Genomic DNA, 17,345 nt, shown 5'->3' with positions numbered 1-17,345 from the left:
CGGGATCTTTTTCTTTTTTATGCTATTGCATCAGACTGACAAGTTGATGATCGGCTCTCTGCAAGTGCAGATCAGCGAAACGTTCGGCATCAATGATTTCCAATGGGGCTTGGTGAATTCGGGCGCGTTGGCGGTGGCGACGGTGTTGTATCCGCTGTGGGGCTATTTATACGACCGTTACGCGCGTTCCAAACTGCTCGCGTTGGCGTCGTTCATTTGGGGCGCGACGACCTGGCTGAACGCGGTCGTCCGCACGTACACGGGATTTTTAATTACGCGCGCTTCCACAGGCATTGACGATTCATCGTACCCCGGCATTTACACGCTCATCGCCGATTATTTCGGTCCGAACTTGCGCAGTAAAGTGTATGGGATTTTGCAAGTGGCGCAACCCCTTGGGTTTTTGATGGGCTTGATCCTCGGACAAATGGTCGCGCCGCTCATCGGCGGCTGGCGCTCGGTCTTTTACATCACGGGTGGTTTGGGAATTGTGATCGCCCTCTTCATTTACTTTGGCGTGAAGGAAATGCCGCGCGGCAAAGCCGAACCCGAATTCGAGAATGTTCCCGAAATGGCAACCTTCCGTTTTTCATGGGCAGAGGCGAAGCAGATCTTCCAAAAGCGCACGATGTGGTTCATCTTTTTACAAGGCTTCGCGGGCGTGTTTCCGATTCAGGTGATCATCTTCTTTTTCTTCGGATATCTTGAAACCGAGCGCGGCTACGATTCCAACAGGATCATTGCCACGATGGCGCCCGTCATTTTGATTCTCGCGGCGGGGTATATCGTCGGCGGGTTTCTCGGTGATTTCTTTTTCCAACGAACAAAAAAGGGACGTATCCTTGTCTCCAGCGCGGGAGTTTTGCTCGGCGCGATCTTCCTCTACTTTGCCATGACCACGCCGCTGGATCAACCGAACCGCTTCTTTCTCCTCATGTGCCTGACTGCCATTTTTATGCCTCTTTCGTCCCCGAACGTGGTCGCCACCGTCTACGACGTGACGGTCCCCGAAGTCCGCTCGACGGCGCAAGCCATCGAATACTTCATCGAGAACAGCGGAGCGGTCACCGCGCCAGCGCTCACCGGCGTGTTGATCCTCGCCACCGGAGACAAAACGTTTTCCATCATGATCATCTGCGTCACCGCATGGGTGATCTGTTTCCTGTTCTATCTTGGCGCCTTGTTCACCATTGAGAAAGACACGAGTCACCTGCGAACGCAAATGGCGGAACGCGCGAAGACGATGTGATTCCTGGTGGGGCGGTGATGATGAATATTTTCAAATAATCAAACCTTGACAAAATAGAACAAGTGTTCTAAACTGTGGGCGTTGATCGTTCCCCCTTTGTGTTGTGGTTAAACCCACAGGAGACTCCCATGAACCGTTCTTTGTCTTTCAAACTACTTCCCCTCATTCAGAATGCCGCCCACAAGCGCGGGTTGATCTTTGGGGGGATCATCCTCAGCGCCCTGCTGGGGTTTGAAATCTTCAACTTCTCCAGCACGGCGTTCGCCCTGCGCGATATCCTGGGCGATCTGGCGTTTGGTCCGTTCAAATGGGCGACCATCCTGGCGCTCGCTTTCTGCGGCATCGACTTTGCCGGCATTGCCCGCATCTTCACCCCCGAAAAGGGTCGAGACGAACCCGCCGAAGTCTGGTATTTGCTTGGCGCCTGGTTACTCGCCGCGGCGTTCAATGCAACGCTCACCTGGTGGGGAGTGTCGCTTGCCATTCTCCAGCACAATGCCCAAGGCGGCGCTCTGCTTGGGCAGGCAACAATGACAAAAGTAGTGCCGGCGCTCGTGGCAGGGATGGTGCTCATGATCCGCGTGCTGTTGATCAACACCTTCTCGATTGCCGGCGAACGACTCTTCTCGCTAGATGACAACCCCTCTGCCCGCCAGAGTTTCAATAACCGACCCGCGTACCGTCCCTCCAGTGAGCCTGCTCGGGCTTCCAATTCAACCTTCCCGCGTTCCGCGCCCAAACCCGCCCCTGCGAACTACTCGCAACCGCTCTATAACGAGCCTACCTATCACCCCATTGGTATGACGGCGCAAGCGGGAGGCAATGAAAATCCTTCCTACCGGAGGTAAACTCTCCCAAAGTTTTTCCTTCTTCAACTCTTCTCCTACAATTGAAGAACATCCAACAATCAAAGACGCCGCGCGAATGCGCGGCGTCTTTGATTACGGTGGAGGGTGGGATACGCCCGGCTGATCGTACAGCCATGTTTTTCTGAACGGCTTCGGGCGGAACACGGAGAAAAACAACAACGGCCGATACCCCATGCGGCGGAAGAGGTGCAACGACATATCCGACGGGATGGCGACCATTTTCTTCACGCCCAACCTGATCGCCTCCGAATGGGCGGCATGGACAAGCGCGGTGGCAAGCCTGCGCTGGCGATATTCCTCCAATACGTACAGTTGGTTGATGTAGCCCACGCCGCGATATTTCGTTACGAGTTGCACCCATCCCACTGCCAACCCGCCTTCCTTGATAAAGAAGTTGTGGATGCGCGTATCGCGCAGGGTTTGCACGTGAATGCGTTCTCCCTCAGTCGTCAGGCTATTATTGGCGGCTTCGGTCTGTTGTATGGATATTGCTTTGTGGATGTTGAGCGGGATGGTGCTTACCTGCAAGGGCAGGTCGTAGCCCACAATGGGGGCGGCGCGCGCGAACTCGTACCCCAGCGTTGAAAAATGTTCTTTCAGGCTGAGATCGCTGGGGCTTGTATGAAAAATATTTACGATGTGCTTTTTCCCCTCGGGGATCGGATACGCCCGAACGGCATCGGTCACCTTGTGAATATCCGCGCTCAGGGCAAGGAATTCATAATGGAAGGAGGCGATCGGCGCGTCGTTGTACAGGGATACGCCGATGGGACCCGCCTCTTCGTAGCGCGTGCCATACACCACCTGATAGACATGGTTATACGAGGCGATCATCGCCTCTACCGCCCACCAATTGAGGATATCGTTTCGCGCATTGGTCATGCAGTTATGACGTATTTCCCCTCGCAATGGTTACTGTTTTAGGGCGACGGTTCGATTGGTCTGGCAAATCGCGCCGCTTGTCTTGACGCGGCGCAATTGCGTCAGGAACGATTTGTTTTTATTTGATCTCTTGCATAAGTATCGCTAGCTTAGACTGAGACCTTTGAGAGGCGCTCTTTTTCCCTGTGGTCTCTCCTGGCGCCGTCCGCCAGGGCAGGTGTGTGGCGAAAATGACTTTCGCAAGAGGTCTATTGCAATGTGGTTTCTCCGTTCGAGAGGACGTAAAAGCTTCTGCCGTGATCGAACACAAAGTCGGTGACGATGTAGCCGGCGCTGAATGCGGTCTCGAAGACTTCGCGCGTGAAAAATCGCCAATCGCGGGCGAGGGCGAAATCTTTTTCTTTGAGCGCGTTGAAATCGGATGGGATTTCGGCGAGAACGAGCTTTCCTTCAAGGGGCGAGAAATGTTCGGGTGGGCGAGGCAGGTCCCCCGTCGAGGCGAGAGGCGCATAGAGGGGTTGCAGTTCCGCCTGCGCAAAATGGTCGAGGGTCAACGGTTGGCGGACGCGCTTGCCCAACCTCCGTTCGACGCGGCGGGTGTTGATCCACCAATCCACCTGAAAACGGTCGGAGGGAAGCCCGGCGTTCAACCCGTCGCGCATGTCGCCGTATTCCGCGCGGCGATAGGTATTGCAGACCGCGCCGAGTTTGGCGATGTTGAGGCGGGCGTTGCGGCTGAGAAGCGGGTCGTACGTCCAGGTGATGTGGTCGAGCCCCTGGTGGCGGACGATCTGCCATTGGGCGCGTTTAAGCGCGAAGCCAATGCCGCCATCGCGGTGATCGGGATGGATGCCCAACATGTGCGAGCAATGTTTGGGGCGCGGGCCATCCGGCGTTTTTTCGATACCGGGAAATCCAAAGACAAAGCCAATGAGTTGCTCATCGATGTACGCGCCTGTCACGATGCCGCCGTTGTGAACTGCGGCGATGAAGACATGCGCGGGCACCACGTCGGTTTCACTGCCATGCCATACCTGGCGTTGCAGTTCTTCGACGGCGGTCATTTCTTCGGGAGTTTCAAGGATTTTGATGGTGGGCGCAGGCATATGCGAAATCTTCATCACATCGTCTGATTACCTTACACAATGGTTTTGGGGGCGCAGACAAAGCCGATTTCGCTGATCTAAAAGAAAGACAAATCTGCGTTTTCAGCGCGAATCAGCGTCCCGATTTTGAACGTGTTAGGTAATCCATTACAAAGTCTTAACCATGACTCTCTACCGTACATGTGCGCCGCTAAGCGCCGCCATGACGCCATGCGGCGCCCGCAAAGAACGCAAAGAAAACCTTCTTAACTTGGCGACCTTAGCGCGCTTTGCGGTAAAAATCTTTCATGTATGGTAGAGAAAACCATGATAAGAAAATTTCGTGTCAATCTGTGTCCTCCGCGGTGAAAGAGGATCAACGCGAAAAACGAAGCGCTTCTTGAAGCCGTTGCAGGAACGGCTTGCGCGTAAGGTAATCGAGCCGGTAGCCAAAACGGGCTGGCATCAAGCCGAAGTTGCGCGAGAGGTTTTCCACCGGGCAGGTGCGGTTGACGGCGATGTAATCGAGCCAGTACGTGGAAATATTCGCGCTGGGGATCATCGGGTCGAGGGTGACGAACAGTCCTCGCATGAACGGGATGGATAACGGAAGGAAGGCGCGCCGTGTGTTCGAGGTGTTCATGATCGTTTCAACGATCTGCCGCAAGGTAAAATATTCGCCGCCGCCGATCTCGTAGGTTTCATTCACCATCTCGGGATTCTGAAGCGCCCATAACAAGGCAGTTACGAGGTCTTCCACCCAAAGCGGCTGGAGCAGAACTTTGCCATCGCCGGGGGTTGGGAAGATAAACGGAACAGCGCGAAGAATTGCGGCGATATTATTGGTAAAGTTATCTTCGGGACCAAACACGATCGTCGAGCGGATGATGGTGTGCGGCACGCCGCTTTTGCGGATGTGCTCTTCGGCGATTCCCTTCGCCTTGTGAACCGGGAACGCCGACATGCGGTCGGCGCCCACGTGGCTGAGAAAGATCAGGCGTTGGATGCCCGCGTCTTGCGCGGCTTGGGCAAGGATGCGCGTCCCTTCCATATCGGTGTTGAACAAATTCCCATGGCGGCCATAACCCGACGCGCTGGCAAGATGGAACACCTGATGGACGCCGCGCAACGCCGCGCGCACGCCTCTCTCGTCATTGAGGCTGACTACCGAGACCTCGACCGGCACGCCCTTGGGCAGTCGCGGCGATTTCGGCGAAGGTCGCAACAACACGCGGACTTCCTGTCCCGTTTCTGAGAGGTGCCGCACAAGCGCGCGACCGATGAAGCCCGTCGCGCCGGTGACCAATATCATGGCGAAAATTATAGCAGACAGGGAATGATTGAATTGCGCGGAGTTAGGCGTCCGCCTTACCCAGCCATCACCGACCTATGAACATGATCGGTTCGTCCCTGTCGGGAACTTGAATTTCACGCCACGTTTTCCCCACATCAATGGATTCCAACAGGGTATTCCCCGCCGCCACGCGGATAGACGCTTCTTTCCCCGCCGAAATCCGAATCGCATTAATCGGCATTTCTGTCGCTATGGCTTTTATCGTCTCCCATGATTCCCCGTCGTCAGCCGAAACGAACAAACCGCTCGACTCTGTGCCGACAAATAGACCCGCCTCTAACAGCCCCAAACTCAAAACAGTATCATCCACTGGCAGGGAGATTTCCTTCCAGGAGCGTCCGCTGTTATCACTGCGGAACAAGCCTATGCTTGCGCCCGCAAAAACAGTGTCATGATTCATGGCAAGGCATAAGACCTGTTTATCGAGCAATCCAAAGTTCCAACCTTCCCACGTTCTGCCGCCGTTCACAGAACGAAAGACCCCGTCTTCCAGGGTTGCGGCGAATAGGGTTTTGTCTTTGTCAAAGTTCGGCGAAACACACAGCGCAGTGACATACGGACTCGGCGCGGCGAGTTGAGTCCAATTCCACGAAGCGCCCGCATCGTTTGAATAGGCGACTCCGCCAGGGAGCGCGGCGAACATTAAACCATCGCGGGTAAACGCCAGCGACGTCACCGAAAGCGATTCGCCTTTGATGATGTTGACCGCCTCCCATGTTTTACCCGCATCGCGCGAGCGATACAAACCCGAACGCCTTCCCGCGAAGGCGAGTTTGTCCTTTTTGAAGTTTGGCGATTCTGCCAACGCGAGCAATGTATCTTGTTCCAAATTCATCGTCCTGCCTTTTCTTATGTCGCAAAATTCATTTTGCAATTTTGCTCAGGGCATCCCCGCCGCCGAGGATTGCGTTTGAACATCAGTACTTCATGCAAGTTCGGGCGACAGTTCGATTGACTTGGCGCATCGTGTCGCCTGACTTGACGCAGCGCAACTGCGTCAAGAACCTGTTTCCGCGATCTACTGAGTATGAATGGCTCTACCGTTATTAACAGGAAAGCCCAAAAACCTTAGCCGCGGATTTCACAAATTCACACGGATTGTTTAAAACATTCGTGAACATCCGTGTAAATTCGTGGCAAAGAATCTTCCTGCGAGTCGTAATCCCGTCAGAAACGGGAGAGCCGTATGAATGAACGCCGCAAAATTAATTTTGCGCTACTCGCGCCTACGGATTCACCGAAGCCTGCGGGTTGCGCTTGTGGACGACCACATCCACCGTCAATGCCAGCGCCGCGCCGCGGACCGCGCTGATCAACGCGCCGCGCGCGGATGCGGCAGGATCCACAATGCCAGCAGAGCGCATCTCTACCAGTTGACCTGCGCGCGCGTCGACGCCGCGACCCTGCCCCAGATGAGTCAAAAAGCCGGATGGGTCGAACCCGCTGTTCGTGAGAATGAGGCGGGCGGGGGCGTCCAGCGCCTTTGTCAAGGCGCGGAATCCCGCCCGTTGGTCTTCATCCAAAATCGTGTGTGAAACAGATTCCAACGCGGGGCGGCAATCGAGCAGAGAAATTCCGCCGCCGTTGACGACGCCTTCACGTAATGCGCTTCGCAAAATCAACGCGGCGCGTTCGGCGGAATCGCGGCGCGTTTTCATCTCGGTTTCGGTTGCGCCGCCAATCGAAAGGATTGCCGCGCCGCCCTGCAAACGCCCGATGCGTTCGCGCAGTTTGTTGCGTTGTTCGGGCGTGTCGGCGTGTTGAATGGCGTGGCGAATGGATTGAATGTGACCGCGAAGCGCGCGCGGCTCGCCTTTGCCGTTGACGATGACAACACGTTCCATATCCGCCCAGGCGCGGCGCGCGCGACCAAATGACTCGGCGCTGACGGTCTCCAGCATTTGCCCCTCCACCTGAAGGATGACGCGCCCGCCCGCCAACGCGGATAAATCTTCAAGCGCGGCAGATTGATCCGTTGTGCCTGTGCCTGGCGTTTTGACGGCAGTGACGCGCATTTGATCCGAGTCGCGGTTGATTTTTACCAGCAGGGCGGCGGCTTCCTCTGAAAGTTTACGCGCCACGATGACGAGATTTTTTTCGCCGTTTTCCAGCGCAACGCGCAAAGCAGGTGTGAGTTGACTGGCGGATTCAATTTCCAAATCGGTGATGAGGAGGGCGGCGTTTTCCAGGCGCGAACGCTGCCGCTGAGGCTCGAGCATGAGATTGCGCGCGAGCAGACCCCCGCCCCACAAGTGACCTTCGACGTATTCGCGTTCGCTGGCAAAGCCGCGCCCAAGTTGCGTGATTAAATGTCCATCCGCGCCGATGAGGTTGAAGATTTCGCCAAGCAGATCGGCGACGGATTCATCGGGGCAGAGCGAACGCGCAAATTGTTTGAGGTCGTTTTTTTCGTCGAGCCGCTGAACCTGCTTATCGAGCGCGGTCAACGCCACATCGAGCGCCTGCTCCAATCCCACGCGGACGCGCATCGCGCCGCCGCCTGCCACGATGTATTTGAGCGCTTCATTGTACACGGCTTTGAACAACACTGCCGCCGTTGCCGCGCCGTCGCCCACCTCTTCGCGCAGACGCCACAACATCTGCCGCGTAAACATCGCGCCGACATCTTCATCGCGGTCGGCGATTTGGATGATGCGCCGCGCGATCTGCCCCGCGTCATCGAGCAGTTCGGGCGGGTCGGCGCGGTGCGTGGGTTGGATCGCCACATAACGCGGGCGCGGTCCCAGCGTGGGCGCAACCGCGTCCACAATTTTATGAATGCCGCGCTGAAAACTGCGCCACACCTCTGGCTGAAATCTCACTTCGGGTTTTTGGGTTGGGTTGAAGACGGACATCGGTTTGAGTTATATCATGAGGCTGCGAAAGAATTTAACCGCTAAGCTGGACTTTATCCATTTGGAGATTAACAAAAAAGCAGGGTAACCTAACGCAAACACTCGACCAAGAGGTAGTTCATACCAACCCTGCCAGCAGACTATATCACGATCCTGGGAGCCTTTGCGAGGTTGTTCTCGAAGCGCATTTGGGAACACACTCGAATACTTTTCATTCGCTCAATGCTCTCTCCGGTAGAACGAACCGTCACAGCCGCATTGCGCGTGATGGGTTTGCGCGGCGAAAAACATTTTCGGCTCTCCCATTTCTGACGGGATGACGATTCGCAGGAACATTCTTTGCCGCGAATTTACACGGATTTTCACGATTTTTTAAACAATCCGTGTGACTTTGTGAAATCCGTGGCTAAGGTTTTTGGGCTTTCCCGTTAATTACGGTAGAGCCAAAAAATGAAATACTCCGCGCCCCAGCGGTGAAAACTTGGGTATACGATCACCGGCTTGAAGACGAATCTGCGGTTGTGGTCAGGCTTTTGCGGGGCAAATCATTGCCAGACGTTGGATATTGACTATAATCTGACTCGCATCGATTAACCCTATGGTGAGCCTGTGACTTACGAGATTCGCCGCGCGACCGCGGCCGATAAACCCGAATGGCTGAGAATGCGGCAACTGCTGTGGCCCGAAGCCCCCATCGAATATTTAGATTGGGACTTGGACGAAATTCTGGAGGACAAGCAACGCGCGGTCTTTGTCGCCTCGCGCGCCGACGGAGGGCTGGTTGCCTTCGTGGAAGCCCGCCTGCGCGACGTGGCAGAGGGATGCGAGACCAGCCCGGTGGGATATATCGAAGCGTGGTTCGTAGATGAGAACATCCGCGGACAAAAACTGGGGCGCGAGATGATCCGCACTGCCGAGGATTGGGCGCGCGAAAATGGGTGCGCCGAAATGGGGTCTGATACCTGGCTGGAGAACGAAGTCAGTATTCAAGCGCACTACAAGACCGGCTACTACGAAGTGGGACGCCTGGTTCACTTCATCAAAAAGTTGTAAAGCAAAGTCGGCGAAATAGGGGTGGATTTTAAAAACGGACGACACAGAGGATATACTTGTCATCATGCGAAATTACCCGCTATTTTTTACGATGATTATTTTGACTGCCGCCTGCTCATCTCCGGCGGCGGCAACGGAGGCTGTTGTGCCGAACCAACTCACACTCACCAGCGACGCGTTCGCCAATGGCGGCTCCATCCCGGTGAAATATTCGTGCAACGGCAGAGATATTTCACCCGCCCTCGCGTGGAGCGAACCGCCCGCTGGCGCGCAATCCTTCGCGCTCCTCATGGACGACCCCGACGCGCCCGGCGGCTGGGTACATTGGGTGTTATACAATATTCCCGCCGATGCGCGCGGTTTGCCCGAAGACCTGGCGATCACTGGCAAGAATGTTCCCGAAGGACAGGGGAATCCATTTACCGGTAAAAATTCGTGGGGCGATATCGGCTACGGAGGACCATGCCCGCCAGGCGGAACGCATCGTTACTTCTTCAAGCTCTATGCGCTCGACGAAATGCTGGGCTTGCTCCCCGGCGCAAACAAAGGCGAACTGCTCAAAGCGATGGAAGGTCATATCCTGGCGCAAGGCGAACTGGTCGGCACATTCAGCAAATAGCGAATCGGAAAACCAATCGCGATAGCCGTACCCATGAGCCATTGCGGGCTTGCCCCATCTGCGAATAATTCATGATAAAAGCGATGCACCTCCCCGCGTCGCTTTTTTCGTGGATGTATAATCTTGATGATGTCTGTCTTTTCCAACAAACGTATCCTTCTCGGCGTCACCGGCTCCATCGCCGCCTATAAAGCCGCCGACCTCGCATCCAAACTCGCCCAAGCCGGCGCGCAGGTGGATGTGATCCTCACCGAAGCCGCGCAAAAATTTATTGCGCCGCTCACGTTTCAATCGGTCACCGGTCGTCGCGCCTACGCCGATGCTGATCTATGGGGCGACGAAGCGCATGTGCTCCACGTCGGCTTGGGTCACACCGCCGACCTGCTCGTCATCGCGCCATGCACCGCGAACACGCTCGCCAAACTCGCGCGCGGTCAGGCGGATTCGCTCCTCACCGTCACAGCCTTGGCATCGAACAGTCCGCTCCTCCTTGCCCCCGCGATGGATGGCGGCATGTACGATCACCCCGCCACACAAGAGAATTTGGATACCCTTCGCAAACGCGGCGCGCGCATCATCGAACCGGCGGAGGGACACCTCGCCTCGGGACTCACCGGCAAAGGGCGACTCCCGGAGACAAACGAACTCATCGGACACATCCGCCTCCTTCTCGGACGGGACGGCCGGCTCGCCCAGCGGAACGTGATCGTCACCGCCGGCGGGACTCAAGAGCCGCTCGACCCGGTCCGCGTGCTGACGAATCACTCCTCCGGCAAACAAGGCTATGCCATAGCCCAAGCCGCAGTCGACGCCGGCGCGCAAGTCACCTTGATCACCGCGCCCAGCGCGTTGAAACCTCCCGTGGGCGCGCGCGTCATACAGACGCAGACGGCGCGGCAAATGCTCGATGCCGTTCTGCAAGAATCAGCCGGGAGCCACGCGCTCATCATGGCGGCGGCAGTGGCAGACTTCCGCCCGAAAACCTCGGCAAAAGACAAGATCAAAAAGGAAGGCGGCGCGCCGCAGATCGAACTCGAGGCGACGGACGACATCCTGAAAGCCGTATCCAGCCACAATGGCGGAAAGACGCGCCCGCAGGTGGTGGTCGGCTTCGCGGCCGAGTCGCGCGACCTGTTGGAAAACGCGTCAAATAAGTTAAAATCCAAAGGCTTGGATATGATCGCGGCAAACGATATTTCGGCGGGCGACGCCGGGTTTGCCGTGGAAACCAATCGTATTACTTTATTGTTTGCAGACGGACGCGAGGAATCATTAGCTTTGATGAGTAAAACAGACGCGGCTGAGATTTTGATCGAGCGGGTTGCGGGATTGCTGGGGTGATATGCGCGTCCTGGTGATCTCGGATATTCACGCAAACTTTACCGCCCTCGAGACGGTGTTGGCTGACGCCGGCGTGGTGGATGAAACGTGGTGTCTCGGCGACCTGGTGGGCTATGGTCCCGACCCGAACGAGGTGGTGGAAAAGGTGCGCGGTTTGCCCAACCTCACGTGCCTGCTCGGCAACCATGATGTGGCGGCGATCGGTAAGATCCCCTTTGAATCGTTCAACGGCGACGCGCGACGCGCGCTTGAGTATCACGAAAAAGTATTGACGAAGGAAAACATGGATTTCCTGCTTTCCCTGCCGTCGAACCTGACCGTGAAAGGGGATGCCAGCCTCGTGCATGGAAGCCCGCGCGATTCGGTCTGGGAATATATTTTGAACGCGCTTTCGGCGCGCTTGAACTTTGGGCATTTCACCACGCCCTGGTGCATGGTGGGTCATTCGCATTTGCAGTGCATGTTCCGCCTGCATCCGGAAAACGACCGCGTGACGCTCGAATCGCTGAAAGTGAACGAGGCGATGACGCTCACTCCGCGGCTGATCATGAATCCCGGCTCGGTCGGTCAGCCGCGCGACCGCGATCCGCGCGCCGCGTATGCCATCTATGACACGGAAGAAAAAAAGTGGGAGCCGCGCCGGGTAAAATATGATATTTCCGCGGTGCAAAAACGTATCCGCGCCGTGAAGTTACCGGAGAAACATGCGGTGAGGTTGGTGGAGGGGTGGTAATTCGTCATTAGAGAATTGCAGGCAGAGACTAGAAAGTGGAAAATGGTTGGTGGGAGTGGAACATTACAAGAGGTGAGTCGTCTGTAGAGTGAAATCACTTTGCTCGATCAAGGAGAAGAAAACATGAAACGCCCAATTTTGATCATTCTATCGGTAGCGCTTGCTTTTGTCCTCGTCGGTTCGTTGCTGATGAATATATTCGGCCTGCAAGTAGGAAGGACGTATAGCACCATAAACTACGCGCTTCCCGGGTACGGCGGGGGCGGAGCGCCCGATGTGTTTGCGCCACCCGCGCCGGAAGAACTTGCCAGCGCGCCGATTCAACCGCTCAGCGACCAGGCGCAAACCTCGCTCATCACCCAGTCTCAAGAGCGCATGGTCATCCAGAACGCGGACCTTGCCATTGTGGTCGCCGACCCGAAAACGCGCATGAGCGAGATCGAAGCCCTGGCAAAAGAAATGGGCGGATTCGTGGTTTCGTCGAACCTGTACACCACCTATTACGGACCCAACAGCGTGGAAGCGCCGGAAGCCTCGATCACCATCCGCGTGCCGCAGGAGAAACTCGATGACGCGCTCAAAGCCATCAAAGAAGGCGCGGTGGAGGTGAACTACGAGAACCGCACCGGCGAAGATGTGACCAACATCTACGTGGATTTGCAGTCGCAACTCAAAGCCAAACAAGCCGCCGAGAAGAAACTGCTGGAGATCCTCGACGCCGCCGATGAGACCGAGGATGTGTTGGCGGTCTATACCCAATTGCAGATCATCCAAAGCGAGATCGAGGTGCTGAAAGGGCAGATCAAATACTACGATGAGTCGGTTGCGCTCTCCGCGGTCAGCATCCGCTTGATCGCCGAAGAGACCGTCCAACCGGTGGAGATCGGCGGCTGGAAACTGGAAGGCACAGCCAACGACGCCATTCAGGACTTGATCTACTTCACGCAGGGTTTCATCCAGTTCCTGATCCGCTTCGTGTTATACACGCTTCCCGCGCTGGTTCTGGTTGCCATCCCGCTGTACCTTCTGTTCCTCGGCGGACGAAAGTTGTATCGCAGGTTCGCCAAAGCGAAAGCGGCTGTGGAAGTGAAAGAGGAAGTGAAGAAGTAAGGCTCTTCTGCAAGCAAGCAAACACGAAAGACCGTCATATTTGGCGGTCTTTCTTCTTTCCTCTTTCATCGCAAAGGAAAGAAGAAAGAGGAAAGGTTTTCAACAGGTATAATCCCACCCATGGAAAAACTCGTCCGCGCGGCGCAGGAGTTGTTCAACGTTCACATCACAGGCAGGCAGGTGATGTCGTTGATCACGTATGAAAAAGAATTGCTGGAGTGGAACCAGAAATTCAACCTGACCGCCATCCGCGATTCGGAATCCATCCGCACGAAACATTTTTTGGATTCGTTCTCGTGCGTGTTGGCGTGGAATGCGAATCCGCCCGCCTCGCTCATCGACGTGGGGACTGGCGCGGGGTTCCCCGGGCTTGCGCTGAAAATCCTCTACCCCAATTTGAAATTGACCGTCGTCGATTCGGTGGGCAAGAAGGCGATGTTTTGCCAGCACATCGTCGGCACGCTGGGATTGAGTGAAGTGAGTGTCATCCAAGCCCGCGCGGAAGATCTGGGACACAACAAAAATCACCGCGAGGCATACGACTGGGCAGTGGCGCGCGCGGTGGCGAACCTCAACGTGTTGAGCGAATATCTTTTGCCGCTGGTCAAAGTGAACGGGACGATGCTCGCGCAAAAAGGCGAAACCGCGCGCGCCGAAGCGAAGTCCGCGAAAAAGGCGATGAAGTTGTTGGGTGGTGAATTAAGAGAGTTGATCCCCGTGAATTTACCAGATGTTGAAGATGATCGTTATCTCGTGCTGGTGGACAAGGTCGCGGCGACGCCGGAGAAATATCCGCGCAAAGCGGGGATGCCCGCGAAACAGGCGTTGTAATTAAGCGCGATCTTTCCTCTACTCAAAGAAAGGTGAAAGAGGAAAGATACGAAAGGGGGGTCTTCCGGGCAGATAAAGCCTCCCGCGTCGACACAGATTCCCCGTTGGGCGCTGCACCTTCCCGAAGAGCAGTCGGAGTCGTTTGAGCACGGCTCGCCTATGCCTCCCCCACCGCTACATGCCGTTGTCGACCATCCACAGCCTGTGCAAGTTACTCCCGATTGTCCGCAACTGATCGCGCTTGTTGGATCGGGTCTAGTATTAACGCAGGTTGAGTAATCCAACCCCCCACAGCCATAAGCAGTACTGGTATTCGTGCAATACCAATTTGTTTTATCATTACCACCTGATGGGCAATAAACCTCTCCAGTTGTTACAGTGCCTGTACAACACCCCACCTGTGCATATACATCTTTTGCAAATATAAAACCATTCAATATCAAAAAAAGTGAAATCAATTTTTTCATGCCTTTAGAATTTTATGTGCCAAAGATCAATCTTTCCCTTATATTTATCAAACATTTGCCTGTCTTTTTCAATGAGCATTTCATCGGTCGTGTTCGGGTTTAGCATTTTATGTAGAGCGCGAATTACCTGACTATCTATCCACCAATTCCTATCCCGTGCTTCAGTTAGTCTCTTGGGATCAACATGAACGGTAAAAACCAGCTTATCATTCACAATTTCAGTGTCAACTGAGGCAAATACATTACCTTTCCCATCCCCTTGCTGTAAAAATGGTTGTTTGAAATTGGAATAAACTACCTCAATTCCAGTTACTTCGCTTGACTGAATGGTAATTCCCGAGAGCATGGTAAGCGTGTTTGCTTTATACCAGCCAAGGTCACTCAAAAGCAGTCTCAGATTATCTTTATTTTCTATTTCCACTTGGGCATTTTTGATTTTTGGAGTAGCGCTACTTGCTCCTTGAAAGTACATATAGCCAAAAAGCCCTGCAAAAAACACAAGAAGAATTACAAGAGTTATGGCTATATATTTTCCCACAATTCATAGTAGCACAAAATTAACGAGAGTGTGAATAGATAATGAGTGGTTTTTTTGGAAGTAATCCTACGCCGTTAAAGATAAATGATACAGTAACTGTATCTTCTACACCAATTGTGTTGGGTCTCTCAGCTCTCCCAAAAATTAAATGAAATGACAATGCCAATCTTCTCGCAAGAATCAAATTAGAGTCATTTGAGGAGGCTAAACTTGCGTCGGAACCAGCATCAAAGTAATTAATAAATAGAGCCCCCTCTGGAGACTGTTCAAAACTACGAGAAAACATCCATCTGTTGCCATCAGATCTTCCAGAAACAACAACCATGTTTTCATCCAATTCCTGAACAGTTCGAAAGACGATTGGCGTTTCACCAGAAATAAAAATTTTTTGAGCGGGGACGCTAAATCTTGCGGGGCTTCCATCTACATTTGTGTAATTTCGGGAAGTTGGCAGTAGCGTAACTCTTCTGCCCTCTTCCAGATACCGTTGCGCCAAGGGATTTGCCAGAGCGCTCTCAAGCGTGTAGCCCAGTTCCACATGGTTCGCCCCAGCAATTACTCGGGCGCGGGCGTATCGAAAGTAATCGGCTAAAGTTTTTTGCGCCTCCGCCCTGTTGAGTTCTGGGTTCCAGATAATATGGCTCCCTGAAGTTTCATTGATGAGGAGGTTATTTTCGATCTTGAGGGCGGGATTTGGTTTTCCCTGCTCGAAATTCCACACAAAGGCGACTTCGCCGTCTGTATCGTAATAAGCGAGGTAACTGGTCAGCCCTTGCTCGGCGAGGAACTGGCGGGTAAAGCCCTCCCCCGTCATGTCTTTGGTTTGGTCAAAAAGAGCCTGCTGTTCAGGAGTGAGGGATTGGTAGTAAGCGTCCTCAGGGTTCGCCGTCGGTTCGGGGGTGGGGGTGAAGGTTGGGGTTTCTGTCGGCGAAGCGGTTGGCAGTTGAGTCGCCGTGATCGTTGGAGAAAGAATGGGAATTTCAGTCGGCGCGGCGCAGGCGGCGAGAAACACGATCGTAACAAGCCATGGAAGTTTTTTGACCATCTTCCAACGTCCTTCTCTTCTTAGACGAATTTCTCCGCCCAAGTATCCCATATCGATTCAATCATCAACACCCCTCATCCACAATCACGATCTTATCTTCCTTGTTGGGGACAATGCACAAAAACTCGAACGGTTCTGCCCCGGTGTTTTGATACGAATGGATGACGCCTTCGGGAATAAAAACCACATCGCCCGTTTTCACGTGATGCGACTCGTCGCCGACGGTGATATCCGCTTCGCCGCGCAGGACGTATTGCTCATGTTCGACCAGGTTGGTGTGGCGCGGCATGCCTCCGCCCTGTTGCATGGAAAATTTTCTCAGCGCGAAGTTCGGTCCCTCCTGCGAGGAGATGAGAACCTGGATGGTTGTATCCTTCCCGGCGGCGACGTTTTTCGCCTCAACGTCGGTGGAATGTTTGACGGTCATTGTTTTATTCTCCCATCAGCCATGAAAGCCAATCCTGTTTTTTGACCTGCTTCGAGGCGTAATCGGCGGGGATCGAGACCAGCACTACGGTGATGTTGTCGTGTCCGCCGCGCGAATTGGCGAGCGCGATCAACGCCCCCGCGCCTTCTTTGAGGTTGGGTTTCGAATTCACGGTTTCCAAAATTTCATCGTTCCAGACCAGGTCCGTCAGCCCGTCGCTGCACAACAAAACCACATCGTTGGGCTGAAGTCTCACCCCTTGATGCGCCTCCGCTTGCTCGTCATTATCCTCTTTGGAGAGTTTCAAGCGGAAATCCGCTTCGGGCGGCACGGCGGAGCCGAGATAGCGGCGAATCACATGCACGTTCGGGTGTTCGCGCGCCGTTTCGGGCGTGATAATATTTTTCTCGAGCGCCTCTTGGATCCAGGTATGGTCTACTGATAGTTGTTGAATCTTCCCGCCGCGCAGGAGGTAAATGCGCGAATCGCCCACCGAAGCCGTGTACAGGCGGTCGCCCACGATCCATACTGTGGCGCATGTGGAGCCCATACCCTTGAGGTTGTCGTTCGACGCGGAATGCGCGGCGATGGCGTTGCTGGCATCTGCCACCGCGTCTTCGAGCGTCCGGCGGACCTGATGCCCGTCGCTTTTTGCCACCACATCCACGATATGATTGACCGCCAGTTCCGCCGCCACTTCGCCCGCCCGGTGACCGCCGATCCCATCTGCCAGCACGGCGAACAGCGACGGAGTCCGCTCACTGCCGGCAAGAACGAACGATGCCACCGCGTAGCGATCCTCGTTGTTCTTGCCGGTCATGCCGGCGTGGGTCTGGGCTTCAACGTTCAAATGCGCGCGCGCGGTGCGTTTCATCATAAGATTTTTA

General features: G+C 54.8%; 17 protein-coding genes. 8 read left to right on the top strand and 9 right to left on the bottom strand.

The window, feature by feature from the left end; genetic code table 11:
• Positions 1 to 19: 19 nt before the first annotated feature.
• The gene (locus IPM31_04765; GenBank protein MBK9006287.1) at positions 20 to 1,249 is read left to right on the top strand and encodes an MFS transporter; all 1,230 of its coding nucleotides are present in this window, start codon (positions 20 to 22) and stop codon (positions 1,247 to 1,249) included.
• 128 nt (positions 1,250 to 1,377) lie between these two features.
• On the top strand, positions 1,378 to 2,097 hold the full coding sequence (locus IPM31_04760; GenBank protein MBK9006286.1) for a hypothetical protein: 720 nt from the start codon (positions 1,378 to 1,380) through the stop codon (positions 2,095 to 2,097).
• 93 nt (positions 2,098 to 2,190) lie between these two features.
• Here IPM31_04760 and IPM31_04755 read toward each other — a convergent pair whose 3' ends face one another.
• The 5 genes from IPM31_04755 to IPM31_04735 form a co-directional block, all read right to left on the bottom strand.
• Entirely contained in the window at positions 2,191 to 3,000 is an 810-nt protein-coding gene (locus IPM31_04755) for a GNAT family N-acetyltransferase (protein MBK9006285.1), read from the bottom strand.
• A 248-nt stretch (positions 3,001 to 3,248) separates the two neighbouring features.
• A complete protein-coding gene (locus IPM31_04750; protein ID MBK9006284.1) occupies positions 3,249 to 4,106 on the bottom strand; it encodes a GNAT family N-acetyltransferase in 858 nt (285 codons plus the stop codon).
• 355 nt (positions 4,107 to 4,461) lie between these two features.
• Positions 4,462 to 5,397: an NmrA family NAD(P)-binding protein gene (locus tag IPM31_04745; protein ID MBK9006283.1), complete on the bottom strand. Its 936-nt coding sequence runs from the start codon at positions 5,395 to 5,397 to the stop codon at positions 4,462 to 4,464.
• Positions 5,398 to 5,464: 67 nt separating this feature from the next.
• The gene (locus tag IPM31_04740) at positions 5,465 to 6,274 is read right to left on the bottom strand and encodes a hypothetical protein (protein ID MBK9006282.1); all 810 of its coding nucleotides are present in this window, start codon (positions 6,272 to 6,274) and stop codon (positions 5,465 to 5,467) included.
• A 391-nt stretch (positions 6,275 to 6,665) separates the two neighbouring features.
• Positions 6,666 to 8,294, bottom strand: coding sequence for a hypothetical protein (locus tag IPM31_04735; GenBank protein MBK9006281.1), 1,629 nt, complete (start codon positions 8,292 to 8,294; stop codon positions 6,666 to 6,668).
• A gap of 663 nt (positions 8,295 to 8,957) precedes the next feature.
• On the opposite strand from IPM31_04735, the gene IPM31_04730 reads away from it, so the two are divergent.
• From IPM31_04730 to rsmG, 6 genes are all read left to right on the top strand, one after another.
• On the top strand, positions 8,958 to 9,347 hold the full coding sequence (locus IPM31_04730; protein MBK9006280.1) for a GNAT family N-acetyltransferase: 390 nt from the start codon (positions 8,958 to 8,960) through the stop codon (positions 9,345 to 9,347).
• A gap of 64 nt (positions 9,348 to 9,411) precedes the next feature.
• Positions 9,412 to 9,966 carry a YbhB/YbcL family Raf kinase inhibitor-like protein gene (locus IPM31_04725; protein ID MBK9006279.1) on the top strand — a complete coding sequence of 185 codons (555 nt, stop codon included), beginning with the start codon at positions 9,412 to 9,414 and terminating at the stop codon, positions 9,964 to 9,966.
• Between the two features lie 126 nt (positions 9,967 to 10,092).
• On the top strand, positions 10,093 to 11,307 hold the full coding sequence (coaBC, locus tag IPM31_04720; GenBank protein ID MBK9006278.1) for a bifunctional phosphopantothenoylcysteine decarboxylase/phosphopantothenate--cysteine ligase CoaBC: 1,215 nt from the start codon (positions 10,093 to 10,095) through the stop codon (positions 11,305 to 11,307).
• A gap of 1 nt (position 11,308) precedes the next feature.
• Positions 11,309 to 12,040, top strand: a complete 732-nt coding sequence (locus IPM31_04715) for a metallophosphoesterase family protein (GenBank protein MBK9006277.1) — start codon at positions 11,309 to 11,311, stop codon at positions 12,038 to 12,040.
• Between the two features lie 123 nt (positions 12,041 to 12,163).
• Positions 12,164 to 13,150 carry a DUF4349 domain-containing protein gene (locus tag IPM31_04710; GenBank protein MBK9006276.1) on the top strand — a complete coding sequence of 329 codons (987 nt, stop codon included), beginning with the start codon at positions 12,164 to 12,166 and terminating at the stop codon, positions 13,148 to 13,150.
• Between the two features lie 120 nt (positions 13,151 to 13,270).
• Positions 13,271 to 13,981, top strand: a complete 711-nt coding sequence (rsmG, locus tag IPM31_04705) for a 16S rRNA (guanine(527)-N(7))-methyltransferase RsmG (GenBank protein ID MBK9006275.1) — start codon at positions 13,271 to 13,273, stop codon at positions 13,979 to 13,981.
• Positions 13,982 to 14,452: 471 nt separating this feature from the next.
• On the opposite strand, the gene IPM31_04700 is transcribed toward rsmG, so the two are convergent.
• The 4 genes from IPM31_04700 to IPM31_04685 form a co-directional block, all read right to left on the bottom strand.
• Entirely contained in the window at positions 14,453 to 14,986 is a 534-nt protein-coding gene (locus IPM31_04700; GenBank protein ID MBK9006274.1) for a hypothetical protein, read from the bottom strand.
• A gap of 19 nt (positions 14,987 to 15,005) precedes the next feature.
• The gene (locus IPM31_04695) at positions 15,006 to 16,031 is read right to left on the bottom strand and encodes a hypothetical protein (protein MBK9006273.1); all 1,026 of its coding nucleotides are present in this window, start codon (positions 16,029 to 16,031) and stop codon (positions 15,006 to 15,008) included.
• Positions 16,032 to 16,095: 64 nt separating this feature from the next.
• Complete coding sequence (locus tag IPM31_04690) at positions 16,096 to 16,458, bottom strand: cupin domain-containing protein (GenBank protein ID MBK9006272.1); 363 nt, start codon at positions 16,456 to 16,458, stop codon at positions 16,096 to 16,098.
• A gap of 4 nt (positions 16,459 to 16,462) precedes the next feature.
• Positions 16,463 to 17,335, bottom strand: coding sequence for a serine/threonine-protein phosphatase (locus IPM31_04685; GenBank protein ID MBK9006271.1), 873 nt, complete (start codon positions 17,333 to 17,335; stop codon positions 16,463 to 16,465).
• Between the last annotated feature and the right edge of the window lie 10 nt (positions 17,336 to 17,345).

Origin of the sequence: Candidatus Defluviilinea gracilis, assembly GCA_016716235.1 — a bacterium.
In the GTDB taxonomy this organism is placed as follows: Bacteria; Chloroflexota; Anaerolineae; order Anaerolineales; family Villigracilaceae; genus Defluviilinea; species Defluviilinea gracilis.
This window is presented reverse-complemented; position numbering and strand designations above follow the sequence as displayed.